Origin of the sequence: Aeromonas sp. sif0611 (genome assembly GCF_019218845.1) — a bacterium.
Lineage (GTDB): Bacteria > Pseudomonadota > Gammaproteobacteria > Enterobacterales > Aeromonadaceae > Aeromonas > Aeromonas media.
In genome coordinates this window covers 1-23,151 of the sequence record NZ_JAHUWU010000015.1, presented here as the reverse complement: position 1 = coordinate 23,151, position 23,151 = coordinate 1, and the positions used below count along the sequence as shown (strand labels likewise).

Here is a 23,151-nt window from a genome sequence, read left to right as displayed (position 1 = left end):
CGTTGCCGGCCAGGAACTTGGCTTCATCCGCCCCATCCAGATCGGTCACGCTCAGGGTGCCGGTCTCGGTCAGCAGCGGAGTGCTCTCGTCTTCGGTGACCGCACCGCTGTCAGCGCCGGTGATGACCGCGGCATCGTTGACGCCGGTGATGGTGATGGTGACGGTGTGCTCGGTGCCATCCACAGACTGCACGGTGAAGGTCTCGACCCTGGTCTCCCCTTCGCCCAGGTACTGCACCTTGCTGTTGTCGACCTGGTAAGTCCAGGCGCCGCCCTCGGTGATGGCGAGGCTGCCCAGCGCACCCGCGCTCGGGGTGCCGTTGCCGGCCAGGAACTTGGCCTCGTCGGCGCCGTCCAGGTCGGTCACGCTCAGGGTGCCGGTCTCGGTCAGCAGCGGGGTGCTTTCGTCTTCGGTCACGCTGCCGGCGTCGCTACCGGTGATCACCGCGGCATCGTTGACGCCGGTGATGGTGATGGTGACGGTGTGCTCGGTGCCATCCACAGACTGCACGGTGAAGGTCTCGACCCTGGTCTCCCCTTCGCCCAGGTACTGCACCTTGCTGTTGTCGACCTGGTAAGTCCAGGTGCCGCCCTCGGTGATGGCGAGGCTGCCCAGTGCGCCAGTGCTGGCCACGCCGTTGCCGGCCAGGAACTTGGCTTCATCGGCGCCGTCCAGATCGGTCACGCTCAGGGTACCGGTCTCGGTCAGAGTCGGGTTGGTTTCGTCTTCGGTGACCGCACCAGTGTCGCTACCGGTGATGACCGCGGCATCGTTGACGCCGGTGATGGTGATGGTGACGGTGTGCTCGGTGCCATCCACGGAGGTGACCACAAAGGTCTCGACCTTGGTTTCGCCCTCGCCCAGGTACTGCACCTTGCTGTTGTCGACGTTGTAGGTCCAGGCACCGCCTTCGGTGATGGCGAGGCTACCCAGCGCACCCGCACTCGGGGTGCCGTTGCCGGCCAGGAACTTGGCTTCATCGGCGCCGTCCACGTCGGTCACGCTCAGGGTGCCGGTCTCGGTCAGCAGCGGCGTGCTTTCATCTTCGGTCACGCTGCCGGTGTCGCTGCCGGCAATGATGGCTGCATCATTAACCGGCGTGACAGTCCCGGTCACGCCGCTAGTGGCACTGTGCAAACCATCTGTGACTGTGTATTCGAACGAGATATTGCCATTGAAATCAGGGGATGGCGTAAAGACAAGCTGGCCGTTGGTCAGAGTGACCGAACCATTGCCGATCGCCACCGAGCCGCCTTCGGCAATGGCCTGACCATTGATGGCGGTGATGCTGAGGCGATCGCCATCCAGGTCGGAGTCGTTGCCGAGCACGTTGATGGTGACCGTCCCATCCTCTTCCACGGTGAACTGGTCGTCTCCTGGCACAGGCGCGGCATTCACCACGCTGTTGTCAGTGCCCTTGGGTGAGGTATTGCCAGCAGGATCGGTCAGGGTGGCATCCACGGTGATGGCGCCATTGACCGGCAGATCCGTGGTGGGAATAGTCAGGGTAATCTGGGTCTTGCCGATGTCATCAGCAGTCAGGATGGAGCTGGCGTCAGGCACCCCATCCCCATTCCAGTCCACGTCAAGGCGATCACCGACCTTGGCATCGGCTGGCAAACGGATGATGACATTCACGCCGTTCTCGCGCTCATTGGAGGAGATGATGTTGTCAGCGCCATCCTGGATCTCCACCAGGGGAGCAGAGGGAGCCGTGCCATCCACGCTGCCATCATCGGTGGCAGTGCCTGTGTTGCCGGCAGGATCGGTCACATTGGCGGTGACCGTATAGGAGCCATCCGCCAGCGGTGTGGTGACATCCACGCTGAAGGTGCCGTCCGGATTGACGGTCGTGGTCAGGGTCTGTTGATTGCCATTGGCATCCGTGACCAGCAGGGTCACCGTGCTCCCCGCCGGGGCATCCGTGGTACCGGTCAGGGTTGGAGTCGTGTCATTGGTATTGTCAGGGGCCGATACTGTGATCACCGGCGGCACCAGGTCGATCAACTGATCTTCCTCACCCGCGAACGCATCGCCAATCACACCCGTGTCGGCCTGGGTAGCGGTATCAAAACCCGCCGCCGCTATGGTGGTATCACCGGTACGATCTATGGTGACGAAGCCACCATTGCCGCTGGCGCCTGCAATGCCGCCGATGTTGCCTGTAGCGGGTGCCCCGCCCGCCGCAGACGCTTCAAATGTCTGGGTCGGATCCGTCCCCGCCAGAATAGCCTGCTGCAGGGCGGCAATATCGTCAGGCACATTCGCCTGCCCCTGCTGCGCCAGCTGGGGTTCCTCCGCCTCGGGAGTGTTGCTCGGGCTCAGGGTAAAGGTGGTCTCTCCCCCCTGGAAGCTGGCCCCCTCTGGCGCAAGCAAGACCGCATCCTTGGGCAGCACATCGCCTTCGGAAAGAAGCGTCTGGCTCCCGTCAGCGGCAATCAGATAGACTTTGCCTTGCAATTGGGTAACGACGACATCTTGATCCAGTACGATGTTCTTGCTGCTCATGGTTTCTCCTGAAATATCAATGGGCATAGATTTCCAGCGTCCAATGTGCCCGTTAGTCTGACCAGAAACCAGTGAGAAAAATCGAACGAACAGACCGAAATGAGACTTAGATTGGCGCCGAAAACGAAGGGTGTTTGATGGGAAATAAAATTAACTAAATCAATAGCATCAAAAATGAGCCTACGAAGATGGGAGCCACTATGGCTCCCATTTCATGTCGGCTCAGGCCCCAGCCCAGAGCAGGATGGCCAGCAGCTGTGGCGAGATGATCCGCAGGAACATCACCAGGGGGTAGACGGTCGCGTATGACAGGGCGCTGGCGCCACTGGTGGGGTGCATGCCGTTGGCGAAGGCCAGAGCGGGGGGGTCCGTCATGGAGCCAGCCAGCAGGCCGCACAGGGTGAGATAATTGACCTTGCCATAGTGGCGCGCCAACACCCCGACCACCAGCAGCGGGATAAGGGTGATCGCCACGCCGTACATCATCCAGGCAGGACCATCCCCGTTGATCAGGGTGTCGATGAAGCCGGCCCCGGACTTGAACCCCACCACCGCCAGAAACAGCACAATGCCGATCTCCCGCAGTGCCAGGTTGGCGCTCGGCGGCATGAACCAGTAGAGCTTGCCGATGCTGCCGATACGAGACAGGATGAGGGCCACCACCAAGGGGCCGCCCGCCAGACCCAGCTTGAGCGCCGCCGGGAATCCCGGCAGATAGAAGGGAATTGAGCCGAGCAATACACCCAATCCAATGCCGATGAAGACCGGCAGCATCTGCACCTGCTGCAGTTTCTGCTGGACGTTGCCGACCACACTGGTCACGGCCTCGATGGCATCGAGCCGCCCCACCAGGTTCAAGATGTCGCCAAACTGCAGGCTGGTCTGGCTGGTCGGAACCAGTTCGATGCCAGCCCGGTTGAGGCGCGAGATGACCACGTCATATTTCTGCTTGATGTCGAGATCGCGGATCCGTTTGCCGAGCACCTGCTCGTTGGTGACCACCACCCGCTCGACGCGCAGATCCGTGCCCCGGGTGGAGAGGGAGGTATCCACCTCCTCCCCGAGCACCAGCAGCACCTTGTGCAGGGCGTGGCGCTCCCCCACCAGGTGCAGCAGATCCCCGAGCTCGATGCGCGAGTCAGGTCTGGGCACCATCAACTCGTCACCGCGCTTGAGGCGGGAACAGATGACATCGGCCTCGTCCAGGCTCGGGATCTCGCCAAGCATCAGGCCGTGCATGTTGGGGTTACGCACCGCGATATTGATGGTTTGCAGGCTCTCCTTGGTTTTGCCTGCCTGTTGCTCGAACTCGGCCGCTTCTTCGTCGATCTTGATATGAAAGAACATGCGAATAAGCCACATGGTGAGCAAAATGCCACAGATCCCGAACGGGTAGGCCACCGCATAGCCCATCCCCATCAGGCCGGTGGAGCCCGGATCCGCCCCGAGCTCCGCCAGGATCTGCTGACCCGCCCCCAGCGAAGGGGTGTTGGTCACGGCACCGGAGAAGACCCCGAGGATCACCGGCAGCGGCACGTCGAACAGCTGGTGCAGCGCGGCGGCCACCACGCAGCCGAGCAGCACCAGCAGAGCGGCAAAGCCATTGAGCTTGAGCCCCGAGCTGCGCAGGGAAGAGAAGAAACCGGGACCAACCTGGATGCCTATGGTGTAGACGAACAGGATCAAACCAAATTCTTGAATAAAATGAAGTGTGTGCTCATCCAGCTTCAAGCCGGATAGCCCGGCAAAATGACCCACTATGATGCCGCCGAACAGCACACCGCCAATCCCTAAACCAACGCCATAGACTCGCCAGTTTCCCAGCCAGAGTCCCAGCACCGCCACCAGCGACAACATGCTGATGGAAAGCGCGATCTCACTCATTATTTGCATCCTTTCCAAGCTGAACTGACCCTAGCTTGTCAGCAAACGAAGGGGGCAACTGTGGGATACCGCACGAATTCAGGCTTTCATGAGCGCAAAAATACCAATTAAGGGCTAGTCAGGCGACATAGCCATAGATGGCCATGAAGTGACAAACACTCCCGCCCAGCACGAACAGATGCCAGATGGCGTGGTTGTAGGGGATCTGCCTGGCCATGTAGAAGATGGTGCCCAGACTGTAGATCAGTCCGCCGAGTCCCAGCAGCATGAGCCCGGTGCCATCCAGATGGAGGTAGAGCTGATAGACGACCACCAGCGACAGCCAGCCCAGCATCAGATAGGTAAACAGTGACAGGCGTTTGAAGCGGTTGATGAACAAGAGCTTGAACAGCACTCCGGCCAGGGCCAACCCCCAGATCACCACCATCAGCCCCCGCGCCAGCGGGGTATCGAGCGCCACCAGCAGGAAGGGTGTGTAGGTGCCGGCGATCAGCAGGTAAATGGCACAGTGATCGAACAGCTTGCACCAGCGCCTGGCCGCCGCCGACCTCATGCTGTGGTAGAGGGTCGAGGCGAGGTAGAGCAGCACCAGGCTGGTGCCGTAGAGGCCGTAACTCAGCAATACCCGAGGGCCCTGATCCCATCCCTTGTGCAGCAGCAAGACAAGCCCCAGACCTCCCAGCAGCAACCCCAGCCCATGGCTGAGGCGATTGGCCCACTCTTCCCGCGGGGAATACCCCGTTACATCCGTCATCATCACCTCCAACCAAGACCCGATCCACTCTAGCGACCGGCATTTCAGGCTACAAGTGTTAGCTCAAAATAAAAGGGACTGGCCAGGGAGTCTCGGGTGAGGAGGTGGCTGTTCCCCCCGCCCCTTTGGTGTATGCTCTGCGGCCGACGCCACCCGCGCAGATGGCCGTGTCTGTCCGGCACGGCGCGCGCCCGGTACTTTCTGCCCGACAGGCTGGTCTGGAGAACCTGATGAAGCTGACTGAACTGTTTACACAACCGGATCCTGACTTCGGCCAGGCCATGACGGCCCTGCTGGAGACCTTCCATCACTCGGATGACAGTCAGGCACCTTACCAGCGCGACAGCTTCGTCCATCAACTCGATCAGTCGTCCATGCCCGCCATCGGCATGAGCACCCAGGCCTACCTGGCCCGCCTTGCCACCCTGGTACCTGGCGCCTCCCATCTCACCTCGCCCCACTACATGGGGCACATGACGGCCCCCTTGCCAGCCTTCACCGCCGAGCTCTCCCGGTTGCTGGTGATGCTCAATCAGAATCCGATGAAGATGGAGTCCTCCCGCCTGCTCAGCTTCCTGGAGCGGGAGGTACTGGCCAAGCTGCATCGTCTCGTCTATCGCGAGGATGACGGCTTTTACGAGGCGCAGATGCACGCCAAAGACGCCGCCCTCGGCGTCATGACCAGCGGCGGCACCATCGCCAATGTCACCGCTCTCTGGCTGGCCCGCAACCGGGCCTGTGGCGACGATCTGTTTTCCCTCTATGAGCAGGGTTATCGAGGCGCCGTGATCCTGGGATCCAGGCTGATGCACTACTCCTTCGACAAGGGGATGGATCTGCTGGGGCTGGGTGCTTGCCGCGTCTGGCGGCTCGAGACCGATGCCGACAACCGGCTCTGCCTCTCGGCGCTCGAGCGCGCACTGGTCCGATGCCGGGAGCAGAAGCTCAAGGTGCTGGCCCTGGTAGGGGTCGCCGGCAGCACGGACTTTGGTTCCATCGATCCCCTGCCCGAGCTCGCCGCCATCGCCCGGCGCGAGCAGATCCACTTTCACGTGGATGCCGCCTGGGGTGGCCCGACCCTGTTTTCCCCCCGCTATCAGGGCTTGCTGGATGGCATAGCGCAGGCCGATACCGTGACCCTGGACGGCCACAAGCAGTTGCTGGTACCGCTTGGTACCGGCATGTTGCTCTGCCGCCAGCCAGATCTGATGATGACGGTGAAGCGGGAGGCCCCCTACGCCATTCGCGCCAGCTCCTTCGATCAGGGTCGCTTCACCCTGGAGGGCACCCGTCCCGCCAACGCACTCTATCTAGATGCCGCCTTCCAGCTGCTGGGCCGGCAGGGCTATGCCCAGCTTATCGAAGCCAATTACGACAGAGCACGGCGGATGGCAGAGCTCATCGATGCCCACCCCGCCTTCGAGCTGATGTCGGCTCCCGTGATGAACCTGCTCTCCTATCGCTGCATTCCACCTCACCTGCAAGGCAAGGCACCGGACGAGGCGGCCAACGAGCAGATCAACGCCTTCAACGTGGCGTTGCAGAAGGCCCAACGCGCCGAGGGGCACAGCTTCGTCTCCCGCACCCAGCGTGCGGTGAGCCGCTACGGAGCACAGCCGCTCACCCTGCTGCGCGCCGTCCTGCTCAACCCCCTCATCGAGGAGCGCCATATCCGTGACTTGCTGGATGACCAGTTGCGGCTCGGCAGCCTCGTCGCCAGTCAGCTGTTCGGCTAGAAGGCGCAACAAGAATCATCGTCACCCCGAAGGGTGGCGGCCCCGCAGCGGGGAACTGCATACTAAATGAACGGTCTTATTCATTTGCCGTTGCCTAATGGGCAGGTACACTGAGTGAAATTTTGAGGTTAGAGCCCAGCATGAAGCAGTTTATTGAATTTATTCCCCTGATCGTCTTCTTCGCGGTCTACAAGTTCTACGACATCTACACCGCCACCGGCGCCCTGGTGGTCGTCACCGGTCTCCAACTGCTCTACAGCTGGGTGCGGCATCGCAAGGTCGAGAAGATGCAGCTGTTTACCTTCCTGCTGGTCGGTTTCTTCGGCGGTCTCACCGTCTTCTTCCATGACGATACCTTCATCAAGTGGAAGGTGACCGTGATCAATGCCCTCTTTGCCCTCGCCCTGCTCATCAGCCGCTACGGCTTTGGCAAGAATCTCATCAAGCAGATGCTGGCCAAGGAGCTGCAGGCCCCCGACCGCATCTGGGACAACGTCAACCTCGGCTGGGTCGGTTTCTTCGCCCTCTGCGGCCTGCTCAACCTCTATGTGGCCTTCAACCTGTCGCAGGAGATGTGGGTCAACTTCAAGGTCTTCGGCCTGCTGGGCATGACGCTGGTGTTCACCCTGCTGAGTGGCGTCTATCTCTATCGCCACATGCCGGCCGAGCAGAAAGCAGAACAGAAAAAATAACCGCAAACAGAAAGGATCCTCTCATGTGGTATCTCATCTATTCCGAAGATGTCGCCGGCAGCCTGCCCCAGCGCAAGCTGGCTCGCCCCGCTCACCTCGCCCGCCTGCAGGCGCTGCAGGATGAGGGGCGCCTGCTGACGGCCGGCCCCAATCCGGCCATCGATGCCGAGGATCCGGCCGATGCGGGCTTCACCGGCAGCACCGTTATCGCCGAGTTCCCCAGCCAGGCGGACGCCAAGGCATGGGCGGATGCGGACCCTTATGTGGCGGCAGGCGTCTATGCCAGGGTGACCATCAAGCCGTTCAAGAAGGTGTTCTGAATCGGGAAACGACTGGCATCATTGAACGCGAAAATGCAAAAGGCCGGACACTGTCCGGCCTTTTTACATCTGCGCGCCCTGGCGACGGCAATCAGGCCCGCGCCACAAACCAGGGGTTGAGGATATCCGGCTTGTTGTAGGCAAGCGCTGAGCCATCGAGTTGGGTCACGCTGCCTCCCGCCCCTTCCAGCACCGCCTGCGCCGCCGCAGTGTCCCATTCGCAGGTGGGGGCAAGACGCGGATAGAGCTCGGCGCCCCCTTCGGCGATGATGCAGAACTTGAGGGAGCTGCCCATGGAGACCAGCTCAATCTCGCCAAACGGCGCCAAGTAATCCAGGGTCGCCTGGGAAAGATGGTTGCGGCTGCCCACCACCCGCCATGGCGTACCTTCCCGGTGAGGCCGGACTTGGATGGCTTCGCACTCACCATCGGCAACACGCCAGGCCCCGATCTCTCTACCGCCATACCAGAGCTTGTCCAGCACAGGGGCATAGACCAGACCCCAGACCGGCCTGCCCTCCTCGATCAGCGCGATGTTCACGGTGAATTCGCCGTTGCGGGAGACAAATTCCTTGGTGCCATCGAGCGGGTCCACCAACCAGTAGCGGGACCAGCTGCACCGCACCTGCATCGTCTCGGCGTCGGACTCTTCCGACAGCACAGGAATATCCGGCGTCAACCGGGCCAGCGCCTGCACGATCACCTCGTGCGCCCCCTGATCGGCGGCGGTGAGCGGACTCTCGTCCTGCTTGTACTCCACCGCAAAGGGCTGACAGTAGATGGCCAGGATGGCGTCACCGGCGGCGCGGGCGATGGGCTCCAGTGCGGAAATGGCGGGTAGGTACATGGAAAAGACATCTCACTCAAATGGTTAGCCAGTGTATCTGCTTCAGACCTGTCTGGCTTATAGCCGATTTGCCTGAGTTATTCCTTGCTAGTTCTGACAGACAAAAAGTGGCGCAATACGACTAATGATAAATGTGCCATTAAGGCAGTTTCATAAGGAAGTGACGCAATGAACCGAAAGACTCTGATTGCCGCCCTGTTGCTGGGTTGCCTGCCGCTGTTGAGCCAGCCCCTGCTGGCCGCCGACAAGCCAGCCGCCAAACCGGCCACGACGGTCACCAGCGCCAAGGAGGTGGGCAAGATCAACCTCAATACCGCCAGTGCCGATGAACTCGCGTCGCTGAAAGGCATCGGCGAGAAAAAAGCGCAAGCCATCGTCGACTACCGCGAGAAACAGGGCAAGTTCACCTCGGTGGATCAGCTGACGGAGGTGAGTGGCATAGGGCCCGCCACCCTGGATGCGAACCGGGACATGATTATCGTCAAGTAACCGGTTTGAATCCCTGTCATCCGAGGGCGGCCTGTGGCTGCCCTATTTTTCTTCGGGTATCATGAGCCCACTTTGTATCTTCGGACTCATTCCATGAAAAAGACACCGCTCGTTGTTCGCAAGGCCGTCCTCCCCGTTGCCGGTCTGGGTACCCGCATGCTGCCCGCCACCAAGGCCATCCCCAAAGAGATGCTGCCGGTGGTCGACAAGCCGCTGATCCAGTATGTGGTGCGTGAAGCCATCGCCGCCGGCATCAAGGAAATCATCCTGGTGACCCACTCCAGCAAGAACTCCATCGAGAACCATTTCGACAAGAGCTTCGAGCTGGAGGCGACTCTGGAAAAGCGGGTCAAGCGCCAACTGCTGGAAGAGGTGCAGCACATCTGCCCGAAAGATGTCACCATCATGCACGTGCGCCAGGGCGAGGCCAAGGGCCTGGGTCATGCAGTGCTGTGCGCCCGCCCGCTGATCGGGGATAACCCCTTTGCCGTGCTGCTGCCTGACGTGTTGATCGACGAAGTGGCGAGCGATCTCAAACAGGACAACCTGGCCGAGATGGTGCACATGTTCGAGGCGGACCAGATCAGCCAGATCATGGTGGAAGCCGTCCCCGAGAGCGAAGTGGACAAATACGGCATCGCCGACATCAAGGGCGAGGCTCTGAGCGCCGGCATGTCACTGCCGATGCAGGCCATCGTCGAGAAGCCGCCGCGCGACGAGGCGCCCTCCAACCTGGCCGTGGTCGGCCGTTATGTGCTCTCCGCCAACATCTGGCCCCTGCTGGAGAAAACCCCGGCCGGGGCGGGCGACGAGATCCAGCTGACCGATGCCATCGCCATGCTGATGGAGAAGGAGCAGGTCAATGCCTACTTCATGAAGGGTCGCAGTCACGATTGCGGCAGCAAGCTGGGTTACATGAAGGCCAACGTGGAATATGCGGTACGCCACCGCGAACTGGACGGCGAATTTACCGCCTGGCTCAAGCAGTTCGTCAAACAGTTGTAATTGCTGAAAATTCACACAATACACAGAATAAAAGACTGGGCATCATTCGATGCCCATTTTCATTTTATAAACAAAAATTCAACCATTGATAGATAAAATATCGTCAAAAGCTCTCGTTGTAATTCAATCCTGCTTGTTTTATAAGGAATATGGCTTGTTCCTAGCCCTTGCATAAAATTTCTAAAAAAATATAAGACACAGGTGGAAGTTCCAATGAATAACCCGTCCAAAGGGACCTTTTTAGGTCACCCTAAAGGGCTCTTTTTGCTCTTTAGTACCGAACTCTGGGAGAGATTCTCCTACTACGGCATGCGTGCCGTGCTCGTCCTCTATCTGACCGACATGACGGCCAACGGCGGCATGGGCTGGACCCAGGCTGACGCCCTCAAGCTGTACGGCATCTATACCGGTCTGGTCTACATCACCCCGATCATCGGGGGCTGGCTGGCCGATACCTTCCTCGGTCAACGCCGCGCCATCCTGATCGGTGCCATCTTCATGGCCGCGGGTCAGTTTACCCTGGCCCTGCCCCACGCCATGTTCCCGGACATGGTCAACACCGTCTTCTACGCGGGCCTTGGCTTGCTGATCCTGGGTAACGGTCTGTTCAAACCGAACATCTCCACCATGGTGGGCGACCTGTATCAGGAAGGTGATCACCGTCGTGACGGTGCCTTCACAATCTTCTACATGGGCATCAACCTGGGCTCCCTGCTGGCAGGGGTGATCTGTGGTGCCGCCGCCACCGCCTACGGCTGGCAAGCTGCCTTCGTCAGCGCCGGTATCGGCATGCTGCTCTCTCTGGTGGTGCAAGCCACTATGGCCCAGCGTTTCCTCGGCGACATCGGCCGTGTGCCGGCTGCCCAGCGCGCCGCAGAGCAGCGCTCCAAGGAGCAGAAGGCCCCGCTGACCAAGCAGGAAGTGGATCGCATCAAGGTCATCCTGGTGCTGGGTCTGTTCACCATCATCTTCTGGGCCGGTTTCGAGCAGGCCGGTGGTCTGATGAACCTGTACGCTCAGGAATATACCGACCGCATGATCGGCAGCTTCGAAGTGCCGACCGCCTGGTTCCAGTCCCTGAACCCCTTCTTCATCATCACCCTGGCCCCGATCGTGGCCGCCATCTGGATCAAGCTCGGCAGCAAGGAACCGAACTCCCCGGTGAAATTCGCCATGGGTCTGCTGTTCCTGGCCGTCGGCTTCCTCTTCATGATCGGTGCCGTGCTGGAGCAAGGCGGCGATCAGGCGGTCAAGACCTCCATGTTCTGGCTGGTCGGTGCCTACCTGTTCCACACCCTGGGCGAGCTCTGCCTCTCCCCGATCGGCCTCTCCATGGTCACCAAGCTGGCACCGCTGCGTCTGGCGTCCCTGATGATGGGTGCCTGGTTCGGCTTCGTCGCCCTGGCCAACTATGCCGCCGGTTTCATCGGCTCTTTCGTCGGTGAAGCGGGTCCGATCGCCATCTTCGGTGGCATCGCCCTGGCCGCCGTGATCAGCGCCCTTATCCTGCTGACCATGGCGAACCGCCTGGTCTACTGGATGCACGGCGCCGAAGGCCCCGCCAAAGAGGCTGACGAGCACGACAAGAAGCTGCAATCCGCCACCGTCTAACCGGTCCGGACTGTACCAGACAAACAGGGCGCCCAATGGGCGCCCTGTTTGTTTCGGTTCTAAAGCACGGCCTCAGTGATGACGAACCTGCATCTTCAGGGCGCTGCCGCTGTCGCTGCGAAACTGCAACTCGAAAGGCTCGTGCCAGCTGCGCTTGTGCAACCCATAGCGGCTGCTGCGCATCAACCCGAGCGGCAACCCCCCAGAGCGCATCAGCCAGTGGGGTGAGGTGAGGCCTGCATTGGCAAATACCAGCCCGTCTTCCTGATCGAACAGCAGCGCCGCCATGGCAAAGGAGTGGCGCAGGCCCGACTCCAGCAGTTGCAGATTGAGGTAGTCGAGCAACCTGTGGGGCTGGGTCAGCAACTGGCTCTCCTGCTGCTGAAACTGGCGATAGGGGCTGTTCATCAGGGATCGCACCAGAGCACCGCAGAAGGCGGCATCCACCCCGAGGATGGGCAGCTCCATCACCAGCACCAGCAGCTTGTCACCCAGCTTGAAGGTATCGGGAATGAACAGATTGCCCATGCCGGCGAACGTCACCTGCCAGGGCCCCCACTCCTGCATGCCCGGCGGTGCCAGCCAGGCCAGCAGGCGGCTGGACGCCAGGTCGTGAGCCCGGAAGAAGTCGATGTGCTCCATCAGCTCCAGTTGCTGGCTCTGGTGAGCGTTGCTCGTCAGGCACTGATCGATGCTGCGCCGGATCTGGCCATAGTCATCCACCGGCTTGATGAAGAAGTCGCTGGCCCCTGCCCGCAGCGCCCGCTCGATGGCGGCCATCTGATCCTGACCCGAGATGACAATGACAGGCACCTCGGGGTAGCGGGCCGCGAGGCAGGCGATCACCTCATGCCCATCCATGTTGGGCATGTTCAGATCGCATAACACGATATCGGGGTGGTAGAGCGCGGCTGCCGAGAGCCCTTCGATCCCATCTTCGGCCTGAAAGACACAGGCCCCATCATGCTCGAGATAAGTGACCAGCGAGTGGCGAAAAACCGCTTCATCCTCCACCACCAGGATCCGTAGTCCGGCTTTTGACATCTTGACAAAGCTCTTATTAGTCAAATGGTTATTTGAGCACTAAGCCTAGAACATGGGGGCGCCATCTTGCCACCCAATATTGCCGGGCAGCGCCTTCAAATAGCCAGTCGGCCTCCCAACCATTTGAAATTGGCTGATTATTTTGTCAGCAATTTATGCCGCACCCATGGAGATCGGGAAGGTTTTCACTCCCAATCTCCCCTGGATGAAGGGTCGTCACTGCCTCATCAGGCTGCCATCCAGGGGCACTGTGAATTGTATGCAACCCCGCCATGAGGGATAATGCCCTCCACTCCAGATCGTGAAGCAGACCATGACGCCAGCCGAATACAGCGCCCTCGCCCATCCCAGACTCTCCCATCCAGCACGCAGCCTCTATACCCTGCAACTGCGCCGGCTGGTGCTGGAAAATCGGCTGCCCAGGCTCAACTACCCCGAGCTTGGGCGCGCCTTGGCGGTGGTTGATCCGGGCAATCCCAGCGGGTTCTGCTATCAGGTCAATGCCCGCCAGCTCACCGAGCTGCTCGATGAGCTGATGGAAGCCGAATTGCTGCAGGTCGAGGCACAGGTGGACAGCGAGCACTACCATCAATGCCCGTTCCAGTTGCCCCTGCTGAGCCAGCGGGTGCGCAGCCCGCTGCCGGAGCGGCCGTTCCAGATGCATCTGCAGTGGCGGCCGGATGAAGAGCTGCCCGCCCTCGCCCGCCTGTGCGGGGTGATCGATGCCAGCTACAGCGAAGAGGATCTGGGAGAGTTCATCGCCTACTGGCTGGGTCGCCCCGAGGTATTCGACTCCCAGCATCAGTGGATGCTGAAGTTCATCCGGACCCTCAAGAGCCGGCGATACGCCCGGCGCCAGCCGACCGAGGTGGCCGGTTATCAGCAGATCACCCCAGCCCCCGTCGATTCGGGGCCGAGCAAGCGGGCCCAGGAGATGATCGAGGCCGCCAAGCGGCTGGCCCAGACCGAGGAGCCGGACAATGATTGATCCCGGATGCCCGCAGCAGGCACTATTAACCCCTTGTCACCCCAGCCCCAGCAGAAGGAGTATTCCATGACAGATCCGCACGACCCGCTGCGCCAGGAGCTGGAAGAGATCGAGGCCAAGCGGCGCAGGATCGCCAAGGCCAAACAGGACCATCGCGTTCACGATCCCGAGCTGAGTCAGCACGTGGGTGGCCTGCTCGAGCGTATACGTCGCCTGCAGGCCCAGACCGGCGGCGGCCAGTACGACTACGAGACCCTGCGCAAGGAGTACGACGCCAAGGCCAATGCCGAGGTGCGCGAACTGCAGAAGGCGGCGCGCCAGGAGCGGATCCAGAAGCTGATCGCCCAGGCCGACCTCAACCCAGACTGGATCTTCGAGAAGATGGATGCCACCGACCCCGCGCTGCAATACCCCATGGAGACGGCTCGCTACTTCATCAGCGGCTTCGAGCATTGGGAGAAGAGCGGCGGTGGCTGCATGCTCATCTACGGCGACTACGGCACCGGCAAGTCCACCTTAGCGGGCGCCGTAGCCCACGAGCTGATCGAGCGCCATCAGAAATCGGTGATCTTCCAGCAGTGGGCCTCCATCGTGGACAGGCTCTTCTTCAACGTCATCCAGGATCAGGAGGAGCGCAACCAGTACCGCCGCGCCCTGGAAGAGGTGGACCTGCTGATCATCGACGAGGTGGCGGCCAACCGCGCCAAGATGGCGGAGAGCCAGTCCAGCTTCCTCGGCCACCTGCTGCGCCGCCGGCGCAACCTCTCGAAGAGCGTCATCATCATCACCAACCACAGTCCCCAGAGCCTGCATCAGGCCATAGGTGACTTCAGCTTCGAGGCGATCAAGGCGTTCAACCCGGTGGATATCCACCTGAGCGGCCCCAGTCGTCGTCCCAGCATAGGCCACTACAACGGCTGATCCTGTGCGAGCCCGGACCAGTGGCCAGGGCTCGCCGTATTTCCCCCGTTTCGAATAAAAACAACTCTCATTTACAGCACTGTGCCAACCCTTTAGGCTGACCCTTTCGCCACAGGGAGCAACACAATGCCAACCACACTCATCTTCGGAGCCAGCCGCGGGCTGGGCCGCGCCTTCACCGATCACGCCCTGCGCCAGGGTCACAGGGCCCTGGCCCTGGTTCGCCAACCCGAGATGGCCGCCGAGCTGCGCGCCCTGGGGGTCGAGGTCATCGAAGGGGATGCGCTGGATGCGGCCGCAGTTGCGCAGGCTTGCGTGCAAGCGGGCCAAGGCGCCCGGGTCGTCTCCACTCTCGGCAGCTTCCGTCAGCCACAACCTGTGGATTATCAGGGCAACCGCCACGTCATCGACGCCATGGAGCAGACCGGGCTCACCCGTCTGCTGCTGGTGACCTCCCTCGGCTGCGGCGACAGCTGGCAATACCTGCCCGAGCGGGCCAGGGCGGCGTTTGGTCACGAGGTACGCTTGAAGAGCCTGGCAGAGAGCTGGCTGCAGACCAGCGCGCTCGACTGGACCATCCTTAGGCCGGCCGGGTTGCAGGATGGGGAGGCAACGGGCCGTGCCGAGCTGAGCCGGGGCAAGGAGGTGCACGGACTGGTGCGCCGCAGCGATGTGGCCATTCATGGCCTACGCCTGTTGGCCGATGAGACTGCGCTGGGGCAGATCTACGCCATCGGCGATCCCGAGCTCCATCGCGCCTGACCCCTCCACAACCCAAGCCAGCGCATAAAAAAACGGTCAGCCCCTGGGCTGACCGTTTCACACTCTCTAGCTGCCGCGTTATCTCGCCTGGCTGGCGGTCGTATCGCTTGCCACCTTGTTGGCAACCGCCAGCGACCGCTGACGCCAGCGCAGCAGCAGGCAGGCTAGGCCGCCATGAAGCAGAGCCAGCCCCCAGAGTTGCCACCAGTAGCCCGACACCTGACTGAACTCGGCGCCCATCTGGTTGAGGCGCAGGAAGCCCTCTATGGCCGGCGTGCTCGGCACCCACTGGGCCAGCCAGTTGAGGGGGGTCGGGATCAGCTCCAGCGGCCAGATGAAGCCGGTGAGGAAGACCAGCGGCAGCGACGAGATGAGCACTACCTGGGTCGGCAGATCACGACGGGTAAACAGGGCCCCCAGCAGCACCCCCAGCCAGGTGGTGGCCAGCAGGAAGGGCAGGGTGAACAACCACAAGGCGGCCGGCTCTGCGGTGCGGGCTATGCCGTAGTGGTCGAAGCAGAAGCCGAAGAAGTAGGTCACCGGCAGCACGAACAGCCCCCCCACCACCAGGGTGCGGGCCAGCAGCAACGCCAGCACGGGCGCCTGCTGCCAATAGCCGTACTCCCCTCGCCCGCTTCGCTGGTTCTGGGTCGCCCCCAGAATGCCGGTGCCCATCAGCAGCACCTGGTGCAGGATCAGCACGAAGACCGCCGGCACCACGTAGTTCACATAGCCCATGGACGGATTGAACACAGGCACCACGTTGAGCCCGACCGCATTCCAGCCCATTGCAGCCTGGGGCAGCGCCTCGCCGTGGCTCAGCAGCCGGGCCACCTTGACCTGAGCGGCCAGGGTGCCGCTCGCCTGGGCCAACCCCTCGGCGATGGTGCCGTAGACCAGGAAGTAAGAGGCGTCGCCGGCATAACTCAGGGTGACGCTCCTGCCCAGCATCAGATCCCGGTAGAAGTGACGGGGAATGTGCAGTATGCCGCTCGCCTTGCCGGTCAGCAGCCACTCCCGCGCCTGTGTCAGGCTGTCGACCCGAGCCACCAGTTTCACCTGAGGCGTCGCATCGGCCATGAACTCCAGCTGACGTGAGAGCTGGCTGCCGTCATCGTTGACCACCACCACAGCCTCTTCGCGAGGCAACTGATGCAGATAGGGCTGCGGATAGAGGAAGGAGTAGAAGAAGACGCCACCAAACAGGGTCAGCATGATGGCCCTGTCCGCCAGCAGAGTGCGCAACTCGAGACGCACCAGATCCCAGAACCCCATCATGACTTGGACTCCTCCTGGCTTGGGGCTGCAGTTGCCTGGGGTTGATAGCGCCGCACCACCAGCAGCAGCGGCAGCAGGAACAGCAGCAGGGCGCCGAACTGGGGCAGGGCCGCCGTCAGCGGCTGTCCGTAGTTGGTCTGGCCTATCTGCAGCTCGACATAGTGGGAGATGGGCAGCAGACTGCGCCAGAACTGGGCGACGTCCCCCATGGCGCTGACCGGGAAGGTGACCCCCATAAAGGCAAAACCAGGTGCAGTGTAAGCCCCCGCCAGGGAGAGCGCCCGGGCCGGATCCCGAATGACGCCGTAGAAGAAGGCCCCCATGCTGACGCAGGCGGCCGAGGCCAGCCCCAGACCCAGCGTCAGCACCAGCCAGCTCCCCTGCATGGGATAACCCAGCGCCTTGAACAGCAGCAGGCTCCACGCCAGCCCCCACCCCCACCCGATGAGCACATGGGGCAGCAGGGTGCGCCAGAGGCCAAACCAGACCCCTCTGGTGGTCCAGTCCAGACCGAGCCGATCGGTGCGGGCCAGGGCGTTGAGGCCATAGAGCACCACCAGGATCTGCCACACCGCGGGCAGCAGGGCGCTGAGCAGAAACTGGGCATAGCTGGAGTTGATGTTGTAGAGCGCCGTCACCTGGCTCGTTATGGGCACCGACTGCCCCAGCGCCCCGGGCAGCGCCTTGCCGTCGGCCATGGCTGAGAGCACGCCCACCTGGCCGTTGAGGGTGCCCACCACCTGGGCCAGGGCCGCGTTGACCAGCTTGGCGATCAGGATGAACTGGCCGTTGTTGAATACTGTCACACTGGGCTGGGTGCCCTCCCGGGCATCCCGCTCCAGGTGGTTGGGGATCACCACCAGGGCATAGATGTTGCCTCCACGCAGTGCCTGGGCGCCCTCGTCGATGGCGTCAAACTGCTGTGCTATCTTGAGCCCGGCCGAGCCATCCAGCGAAAATGCAAGCTGGCGGGAGAGGGTGCTGTGATCCAGATCCACCAGACCCACCTTGAGGTCGCGCGCCAACCCCGCCGAGAAGATCCAGCACAAGAGCCCGATCAGCAGCAGCGGGATCCAGCTGGTCAGGGCCCGGCTGAAGGGGTCTTGCCACAGCAGCCGCCATTCGCGTCCCATCAGAGTTCGACCAGCACGCTCATGCCAACCCGCAACCCCTCAACCGGTTGCAAGGGGCGCGCCTCCACCTGGAAGCTCTTCATGTCGAACCCCTGACGGGTGTCGGTGGCTCGCCAGGTAGCGAAATCCCCCATCGCGGCCACATGGGTCACCTTGAAGCGCACCGTCTGATCGCCAAGGCCCGGGATCCGGGCATCAAACTCGGTGCCGACCGGGAAGCGGGGCAGCAGATCCTCGCGCACATGGAACTGGGCCCAGGCATCCTTCATGTCGAGCAGGGTCACCACAGGGAAGCCCTGGGGCGCCAGCTCGCCGCTGCGCAGCAGCACCTGGGCGACTTCTCCCTCGTGCGGGCTGGCGATGCGAGTGTCGGCCAGATAGGCCTCGACCTCGGCCACCCCGCCTGCCGCCATCTTGGCCTGCTCCCGCGCCGCGACCTTGGTCTCCTCCCGCGCCCCTTCCAGGGTCATCTGATATTGCTGCCAGGCCATGCCTTCGCTGTATTTGGCCGCCTGCCAGGCCGTCCAGGCCTCGTCACGCTTTTGCAGCGATATGACGCCGTCCCGATGCAGGCTGGCGATACGCTCATAGGTCTTGCCACGAAGCAGGGCGGCCGCCTTGGCTTGTTGCCACTGATCCTTGGCCGCGGCGATCTGCTGGGCCCGCGCCCCCTTCTCGGCCTCCTGCGCCATGGCACCCGCGGCCGCCTGACCCGCCTTGGCCTGGCTCAGCTTGGCCTCGATCTCGGGGCTCGCCAGGGTGAACGCCAGCTGACCCTTGGCCAGTTGATCTCCCTTCTTCACCAGCACCTTGTCGATGCGCCCCGCCACCTTGGAGGAGACCGAATACTGCTGCGCCTCAATCTGGCCCTGCAGGCGCACCGGCTCCGGCTGATAGGCCAGCCAGAAACGCCAGCCCAGCCAGATGACCAGCAGCACCAGGGCAAGTGGCAGCAACCAAGGTTTGCCCTGGCTCATCTTCTTCTTGATGGGGGGATGACTCATGAATTCACCTCGACAAAAGGGCGACCCTTGGCGGTCGAAACAGTGATGGATAGATGGGCCTGCTGGGTCGAAGTCATGAATTCACCTCTATCGCCTGACCATGCTGATATTGATTGAAACTGTTCATCTGCCCCGAGAGCGCCAGCAGGCGGGCCAGGGAGACCACGTATTGGTAGGCTGCTGCTGCGCGCTGGGTCTTGACCCCGGCCAGCTGGCTCTGGGCATCCACCACATCCAGCGAGGTGGAGAGCCCCTGACCGAACGCCTTGTCCCGCAGCCGCACGTTCTCTTCCGCCAGCGCCTGGGTCGAGGAAAGGGATTGATACTCCTCCAGTCCCTGGGCCGCCTCGCGCCAGGTCTTCTCGACCAGCAGCTCCAGATCCTGGCGGGTCTTGGCCTGCAGCAGATTGACCTGCAGCTCGGCACTCTTGGCCGCCTGCACCGTCTCGGATCGGCCGTCACGGCTCACCAGCGGCATGCTGACCCCGACCCCGACCAGCCAGTCCGGCGTGGTCTTGGAGACGATGGAGTCATCTTCATAGAGGTTGTAGTTGCCAAACAGGAACAACTCCGGGGCATATTTGCCTTTCTCCAGCTTGATCATCCCCTGAGCCTGCTCCTTCTTGGCCGCCAGCAGCTTGAGACCGGGGTGTACCGACAGGGTTTCCTCCACGAAGGGAGCCAATGCAGGCATCCCCTCATTGATGAAGAGCCGGGTGTTGGGCTCCGCCTGCTTGAGCTTGAGCATGTGGCCGAGGGCCAGCTGGGCTATCTCCAGGCTGCGCCGCGCCTTCTGGGTATCGATGCGTGCCCTGTCATAGGCCGACTGGGCGGAGAGTCGCTCGACCCGGGCTATCTGGCCCTGGGCTTCGAGCTTTTTGGCATGATCCAGGTGGTGGGCCAGCCCCTGCTCGATCTCCTGCTTGGTCTGCACCACCTGGGCCGCCAGCACCACGCCGAAGTAAGTCTGGGAGAGGCTCTCGAAGGTAGACTGCTGCTTGAGCACCAGTAGTTGCTGCGCTTCGCTCACCTGCGCCTGGCGAATGTCCTGGGCCGCATCGATGCGCCCGCCGGTAAACAGCGGCCACAGCATCTTGACCGAGCTGGTCACCACATTCTGTTTGGTCAGCGGGGTGACGAAGTCGCTGGGGCTGAGGTTGAGCGCCTGCATGACGGGGCCCAGTACCTTGCCAAATTCCGGGTGGTTGGCGATGGGGTTCAGATCCAGCATGTCCAGTTCCATCGGCTGATCGAGGTGGGTATAGCTGGCCCCCACATCCACCTTGGGCAGGTACATAGCCTTGGCTGCCTCGCGCAGTTGCTCTGCCCGCTCCACCCCGGCCTGCTCCGCCGCCAGCCCGTCGTCTTGCTGGATGACCCGGCTCCAGGCCTCGGTGAAGCTGACGGTTTGCGCCTGGGCCGAGCCCAGCATGGCTCCCAGCAGACCCGGGCAGAGCAATTTGATGAACCTTGACGTCATACATCCCCAATTTATGTTTGTAATAAAATTGTGTGGAGCCTTTGCTCGATTCAGGTTCGCTATCATAGCGTAAACAGGCGCCGGAAAGAGACTGTCAAATCACCGAGTCCCTCACTCATTTGACCCTGACCATGGTCCCAGACAATATGTCTGATTTTCAAGCACTCCTGAATTTGCAAGCCTTGGCGCGACGTTTTTTTCAGAAAAAAATGGCTGACGCTCAAATACTAACCTTTTCTCCTGACTAAAAAATGCGTAATATACGCCGCCCTAAGCCGATGGTAACCGTGGAATGCAGATAGGTCCCCACACGCTTGAAACTCCCTTGATCGTGGCCCCCATGGCCGGTGTAACAGACCGACCATTTCGTGAACTTTGTTTACGTTTGGGAGCCGGCATGGCCGTTTCAGAGATGCTGCTGGCCAACCCGGATGTCTGGGATACCCAGAAAACCAGGATGAGAATGGGCCACTCTGCCGAAACCGGACTGCGATCGGTCCAGATTGCCGGAGCCGACCCCGAGATGATGGCGTTTGCTGCCCGCTACAACGTGGAGCAGGGCGCTCAGATCGTCGACATCAACATGGGATGTCCGGCAAAAAAAGTGAATAAAAAGTTGGCAGGCTCCGCCCTGCTGCGTCAACCCGATCTGGTCAGATCCATCTGCCAGGCCGTGGTGAATGCAGTAGAGGTACCTGTCACCTTGAAGATCCGCACAGGATGGGATCCGGATAACCGCAATGGCGAGGAGATCGCCCGAATCGCCGAAGATTGCGGTATCGCGGCCCTTGCCGTGCATGGTCGTACCCGCTCCTGCCTCTACAAGGGCGAAGCGGAATACGACACTATCAGGGCGATTAAGCAGGCCGTATCGATTCCTGTTGTCGCCAATGGCGACATAGACAGCCCGGAGAAGGCCCGGTATGTCCTCGACTATACCGGCGTCGACGCCGTGATGATCGGCCGTGCTGCGCAAGGACGACCCTGGATTTTCCGGGAAATCCGTCATTTTCTTGAGACGGGCACCAAGCTGCCGCCTCCCGACAGGGAAGAGGTTCGCACCCTGATGAACGAGCATGTTACCAACCTGCACCAGTTTTACGGTGCATATCTGGGAGCGCGCATTGCCCGTAAACACGTGGGCTGGTATCTGGATGAAGAAGAGACGGGCCGAGAATTCCGTAAGCACTTCAATGCCCTGGATTGTGCAGACGCACAACTCGAGGCACTCGAAGCGTATTTCGATGGATTAGGTTAACGCATAACTAAAGAGCCGACCGAATATGTTCGAACAAACCCTGACTTCTGATGCATTGGTAACAACTACTCACAATCACGCTGCCGAGCCGACCCAGCGCCCCCTGCGTGACTCTGTGCAACAGGCCCTGCGTAACTACCTGGCCCAGTTGAACGGTCAGGAAGTGATTGATCTGTACGATATGGTTCTCTCCGAAGTCGAAGCCCCCATGCTGGACGTGATCATGCAGTACACCCGTGGTAACCAGACTCGCGCCGCCGTGATGATGGGCATCAACCGTGGCACCCTGCGCAAGAAACTCAAGCGCTACGGCATGAACTGATTTCAGTCATTCTGCTGCAGTGCAGATAAAGGCGTGTCCCAGCGATGGGATACGCCTTTTTCTATGCCCGGTCGCCATCTCACTCCACGGCCAGCTTGATGCCGAGCCCCACAAACAGGCCACCCATCACGCGATTGAGCCAACACCCCAGCCGGGCAGGCAAGCGCATCATGCGACTCGCATAGGCGGTCGAGAAGGCCAGCAGGTGGCACCAGATCATCCCGTTGATATTAAAGATGCAGCCCAGCACGATAAAAGCCATCGCCTTCTGCGGTGCGGCGGGATCGATGAACTGGGGCACAAAGGCGAGGAAGAAGAGTGCTACCTTGGGATTGAGCACATTGGTCAGCAGGCCCTGCCGAAAGATCCGGCCATAGGAGAGTGCTGGCTGCGATACCGCAGGCTCGCTCGCAACAGGTGAGCTTACGCCTTGCCTGAGCAGGGAAACCCCCAGATAGACCAGATAGAGCGCCCCCATCAGCTTGATGATGGCGAACAGCTCGGCGGAGGCACTCAGCAGCGCAGACAGCCCCAGCGCTGCTGCCAGCACATGCACCATGGTACCCGTTCCTATGCCCAGTGCGGCCACCGAGCCCGCTCGCCAGCCTTGCGAGCCACTGCGCAGCATGATGAGCAGGGAGTCCGGTCCCGGCATCATGTTCAACAGCAGGCCGGATACGATAAACAACGCTAGATCGTGGATCCCCAACATACACAGCTCCCTTGCCGATGAAACTCACAGTCTATGGATCCAGCCCTCCTTGTCACTCCCCCGTTACGGCAATAGTGAACATAGGCAGGAGGCATAGCCAGGGGCTATCAGGGTTGGCGAAGAGAGTAGAAGAGTCGAAAGGTAAGCCGGTGGGTAAAGAGCGGGTCATTTATTGTGAGGCAGATGACCTGAGCATCCTCTGAGCAGTCAGTAAATCGGTGCTGAAGCACAGAATGTCAGGCAATAAAAAACCCCGCTCGAGTGAGCGGGGTTTTTTGTATTGGGTGCCTGGCAGTGTCCTACTCTCGCATGGCGAATGCCACACTACCATCGGCGCTACCGCGTTTCACTTCTGAGTTCGGCATGGGATCAGGTGGTTCCACGGCGCTATGGCCGCCAGGC

The 23,151-nt window shown here is 61.3% G+C and carries 21 protein-coding genes and 1 rRNA gene; 11 read left to right on the top strand and 11 right to left on the bottom strand.

The genetic code is table 11. The annotated features are described in order from the left end of the window. From KW824_RS20500 to KW824_RS20490, 3 genes are all read right to left on the bottom strand, one after another. The coding region (locus KW824_RS20500) for a retention module-containing protein (protein ID WP_218410871.1) at positions 1-2,509 on the bottom strand (2,509 nt) is incomplete at its 3' end. A 222-nt stretch (positions 2,510-2,731) separates the two neighbouring features. Continuing rightward, positions 2,732-4,393, bottom strand: a complete 1,662-nt coding sequence (locus KW824_RS20495) for a putative transporter (protein WP_182787716.1) — start codon at positions 4,391-4,393, stop codon at positions 2,732-2,734. Between the two features lie 118 nt (positions 4,394-4,511). Then, positions 4,512-5,147: a hemolysin III family protein gene (locus KW824_RS20490; protein ID WP_182787714.1), complete on the bottom strand. Its 636-nt coding sequence runs from the start codon at positions 5,145-5,147 to the stop codon at positions 4,512-4,514. A gap of 230 nt (positions 5,148-5,377) precedes the next feature. On the opposite strand from KW824_RS20490, the gene KW824_RS20485 reads away from it, so the two are divergent. From KW824_RS20485 to KW824_RS20475, 3 genes are all read left to right on the top strand, one after another. Continuing rightward, on the top strand, positions 5,378-6,883 hold the full coding sequence (locus tag KW824_RS20485; protein ID WP_218410870.1) for an aminotransferase class V-fold PLP-dependent enzyme: 1,506 nt from the start codon (positions 5,378-5,380) through the stop codon (positions 6,881-6,883). Positions 6,884-7,023: 140 nt separating this feature from the next. Beyond that, positions 7,024-7,575, top strand: a complete 552-nt coding sequence (locus tag KW824_RS20480) for a septation protein A (protein ID WP_218410869.1) — start codon at positions 7,024-7,026, stop codon at positions 7,573-7,575. Positions 7,576-7,598: 23 nt separating this feature from the next. Next, a complete protein-coding gene (locus KW824_RS20475; RefSeq protein ID WP_005327955.1) occupies positions 7,599-7,895 on the top strand; it encodes a YciI family protein in 297 nt (98 codons plus the stop codon). Between the two features lie 91 nt (positions 7,896-7,986). Here the strand turns inward: KW824_RS20475 and cysQ are convergent, their stop codons facing one another. Further along, positions 7,987-8,742: a 3'(2'),5'-bisphosphate nucleotidase CysQ gene (gene cysQ, locus KW824_RS20470; RefSeq protein ID WP_043133057.1), complete on the bottom strand. Its 756-nt coding sequence runs from the start codon at positions 8,740-8,742 to the stop codon at positions 7,987-7,989. A gap of 168 nt (positions 8,743-8,910) precedes the next feature. Between cysQ and KW824_RS20465 the strand changes: the two genes are divergently transcribed. The 3 genes from KW824_RS20465 to KW824_RS20455 all read left to right on the top strand — a co-directional run bounded on the left by KW824_RS20465 (position 8,911) and on the right by KW824_RS20455 (position 11,847). Further along, positions 8,911-9,231, top strand: a complete 321-nt coding sequence (locus KW824_RS20465; protein WP_218410868.1) for a ComEA family DNA-binding protein — start codon at positions 8,911-8,913, stop codon at positions 9,229-9,231. A 93-nt stretch (positions 9,232-9,324) separates the two neighbouring features. Further along, positions 9,325-10,236, top strand: a complete 912-nt coding sequence (gene galU, locus KW824_RS20460; protein ID WP_041205077.1) for a UTP--glucose-1-phosphate uridylyltransferase GalU — start codon at positions 9,325-9,327, stop codon at positions 10,234-10,236. Between the two features lie 213 nt (positions 10,237-10,449). Continuing rightward, the gene (locus tag KW824_RS20455) at positions 10,450-11,847 is read left to right on the top strand and encodes a peptide MFS transporter (protein ID WP_218410867.1); all 1,398 of its coding nucleotides are present in this window, start codon (positions 10,450-10,452) and stop codon (positions 11,845-11,847) included. Positions 11,848-11,919: 72 nt separating this feature from the next. On the opposite strand, the gene KW824_RS20450 is transcribed toward KW824_RS20455, so the two are convergent. Then, positions 11,920-12,891 carry a response regulator gene (locus KW824_RS20450; protein ID WP_218410866.1) on the bottom strand — a complete coding sequence of 324 codons (972 nt, stop codon included), beginning with the start codon at positions 12,889-12,891 and terminating at the stop codon, positions 11,920-11,922. A 313-nt stretch (positions 12,892-13,204) separates the two neighbouring features. Here KW824_RS20450 and KW824_RS20445 point away from each other — a divergent pair, with 313 nt between their 5' ends. From KW824_RS20445 to KW824_RS20435, 3 genes are all read left to right on the top strand, one after another. Then, positions 13,205-13,879, top strand: coding sequence for a DnaT-like ssDNA-binding domain-containing protein (locus KW824_RS20445; protein WP_041206814.1), 675 nt, complete (start codon positions 13,205-13,207; stop codon positions 13,877-13,879). Between the two features lie 66 nt (positions 13,880-13,945). After that, entirely contained in the window at positions 13,946-14,800 is an 855-nt protein-coding gene (locus tag KW824_RS20440) for a DnaA ATPase domain-containing protein (RefSeq protein ID WP_218410865.1), read from the top strand. Positions 14,801-14,926: 126 nt separating this feature from the next. After that, positions 14,927-15,562, top strand: a complete 636-nt coding sequence (locus tag KW824_RS20435; protein ID WP_218410864.1) for an NAD(P)H-binding protein — start codon at positions 14,927-14,929, stop codon at positions 15,560-15,562. Positions 15,563-15,640: 78 nt separating this feature from the next. Here KW824_RS20435 and KW824_RS20430 read toward each other — a convergent pair whose 3' ends face one another. The 4 genes from KW824_RS20430 to KW824_RS20415 form a co-directional block, all read right to left on the bottom strand. Beyond that, a complete protein-coding gene (locus tag KW824_RS20430) occupies positions 15,641-16,840 on the bottom strand; it encodes an ABC transporter permease (protein WP_218410863.1) in 1,200 nt (399 codons plus the stop codon). After that, positions 16,837-17,973 carry an ABC transporter permease gene (locus tag KW824_RS20425; protein WP_218410862.1) on the bottom strand — a complete coding sequence of 379 codons (1,137 nt, stop codon included), beginning with the start codon at positions 17,971-17,973 and terminating at the stop codon, positions 16,837-16,839. The genes KW824_RS20430 and KW824_RS20425 overlap by 4 nt, the downstream gene beginning before the upstream one ends. Further along, positions 17,973-18,977 carry an HlyD family secretion protein gene (locus KW824_RS20420; RefSeq protein WP_218410861.1) on the bottom strand — a complete coding sequence of 335 codons (1,005 nt, stop codon included), beginning with the start codon at positions 18,975-18,977 and terminating at the stop codon, positions 17,973-17,975. Before KW824_RS20420 ends, KW824_RS20425 begins: the two co-directional genes overlap by 1 nt. Positions 18,978-19,050: 73 nt before the next feature. Continuing rightward, positions 19,051-20,457 carry a TolC family protein gene (locus tag KW824_RS20415; protein WP_256351446.1) on the bottom strand — a complete coding sequence of 469 codons (1,407 nt, stop codon included), beginning with the start codon at positions 20,455-20,457 and terminating at the stop codon, positions 19,051-19,053. Positions 20,458-20,749: 292 nt separating this feature from the next. On the opposite strand from KW824_RS20415, the gene dusB reads away from it, so the two are divergent. Both dusB and fis read left to right on the top strand, forming a co-directional pair. Continuing rightward, positions 20,750-21,715 carry a tRNA dihydrouridine synthase DusB gene (gene dusB, locus KW824_RS20410; RefSeq protein WP_042649081.1) on the top strand — a complete coding sequence of 322 codons (966 nt, stop codon included), beginning with the start codon at positions 20,750-20,752 and terminating at the stop codon, positions 21,713-21,715. Positions 21,716-21,740: 25 nt separating this feature from the next. Continuing rightward, positions 21,741-22,037, top strand: coding sequence for a DNA-binding transcriptional regulator Fis (fis, locus tag KW824_RS20405; RefSeq protein ID WP_005309538.1), 297 nt, complete (start codon positions 21,741-21,743; stop codon positions 22,035-22,037). Between the two features lie 79 nt (positions 22,038-22,116). Here the strand turns inward: fis and KW824_RS20400 are convergent, their stop codons facing one another. Together KW824_RS20400 and rrf are read right to left on the bottom strand one after the other, a co-directional pair. After that, a complete protein-coding gene (locus KW824_RS20400) occupies positions 22,117-22,749 on the bottom strand; it encodes a LysE family translocator (RefSeq protein WP_182787702.1) in 633 nt (210 codons plus the stop codon). Positions 22,750-23,035: 286 nt separating this feature from the next. Continuing rightward, a 5S ribosomal RNA gene (gene rrf, locus KW824_RS20395) occupies positions 23,036-23,150 on the bottom strand. Position 23,151 lies beyond the last annotated feature (1 nt).

Excerpts from the sequence above, each read along its gene's own strand:
- KW824_RS20490 (WP_182787714.1), bottom strand. The coding sequence starts at position 5,147 with ATGACGGATGTAACGGGGTATTCCCCGCGGGAAGAGTGGGCCAATCGC.
- KW824_RS20400 (WP_182787702.1), bottom strand. The coding sequence starts at position 22,749 with ATGTTGGGGATCCACGATCTAGCGTTGTTTATCGTATCCGGCCTGCTG.
- fis (WP_005309538.1), top strand. The coding sequence starts at position 21,741 with ATGTTCGAACAAACCCTGACTTCTGATGCATTGGTAACAACTACTCAC.
- KW824_RS20435 (WP_218410864.1), top strand. The coding sequence starts at position 14,927 with ATGCCAACCACACTCATCTTCGGAGCCAGCCGCGGGCTGGGCCGCGCC.
- KW824_RS20480 (WP_218410869.1), top strand. The coding sequence starts at position 7,024 with ATGAAGCAGTTTATTGAATTTATTCCCCTGATCGTCTTCTTCGCGGTC.
- KW824_RS20415 (WP_256351446.1), bottom strand. The coding sequence starts at position 20,457 with ATGACGTCAAGGTTCATCAAATTGCTCTGCCCGGGTCTGCTGGGAGCC.
- KW824_RS20445 (WP_041206814.1), top strand. The coding sequence starts at position 13,205 with ATGACGCCAGCCGAATACAGCGCCCTCGCCCATCCCAGACTCTCCCAT.
- KW824_RS20430 (WP_218410863.1), bottom strand. The coding sequence starts at position 16,840 with ATGATGGGGTTCTGGGATCTGGTGCGTCTCGAGTTGCGCACTCTGCTG.
- KW824_RS20440 (WP_218410865.1), top strand. The coding sequence starts at position 13,946 with ATGACAGATCCGCACGACCCGCTGCGCCAGGAGCTGGAAGAGATCGAG.
- KW824_RS20455 (WP_218410867.1), top strand. The coding sequence starts at position 10,450 with ATGAATAACCCGTCCAAAGGGACCTTTTTAGGTCACCCTAAAGGGCTC.
- KW824_RS20425 (WP_218410862.1), bottom strand. The coding sequence starts at position 17,973 with ATGGGACGCGAATGGCGGCTGCTGTGGCAAGACCCCTTCAGCCGGGCC.
- galU (WP_041205077.1), top strand. The coding sequence starts at position 9,325 with ATGAAAAAGACACCGCTCGTTGTTCGCAAGGCCGTCCTCCCCGTTGCC.
- KW824_RS20465 (WP_218410868.1), top strand. The coding sequence starts at position 8,911 with ATGAACCGAAAGACTCTGATTGCCGCCCTGTTGCTGGGTTGCCTGCCG.
- KW824_RS20450 (WP_218410866.1), bottom strand. The coding sequence starts at position 12,891 with ATGTCAAAAGCCGGACTACGGATCCTGGTGGTGGAGGATGAAGCGGTT.
- dusB (WP_042649081.1), top strand. The coding sequence starts at position 20,750 with ATGCAGATAGGTCCCCACACGCTTGAAACTCCCTTGATCGTGGCCCCC.
- KW824_RS20475 (WP_005327955.1), top strand. The coding sequence starts at position 7,599 with ATGTGGTATCTCATCTATTCCGAAGATGTCGCCGGCAGCCTGCCCCAG.
- KW824_RS20485 (WP_218410870.1), top strand. The coding sequence starts at position 5,378 with ATGAAGCTGACTGAACTGTTTACACAACCGGATCCTGACTTCGGCCAG.
- KW824_RS20420 (WP_218410861.1), bottom strand. The coding sequence starts at position 18,977 with ATGAGTCATCCCCCCATCAAGAAGAAGATGAGCCAGGGCAAACCTTGG.
- cysQ (WP_043133057.1), bottom strand. The coding sequence starts at position 8,742 with ATGTACCTACCCGCCATTTCCGCACTGGAGCCCATCGCCCGCGCCGCC.
- KW824_RS20495 (WP_182787716.1), bottom strand. The coding sequence starts at position 4,393 with ATGAGTGAGATCGCGCTTTCCATCAGCATGTTGTCGCTGGTGGCGGTG.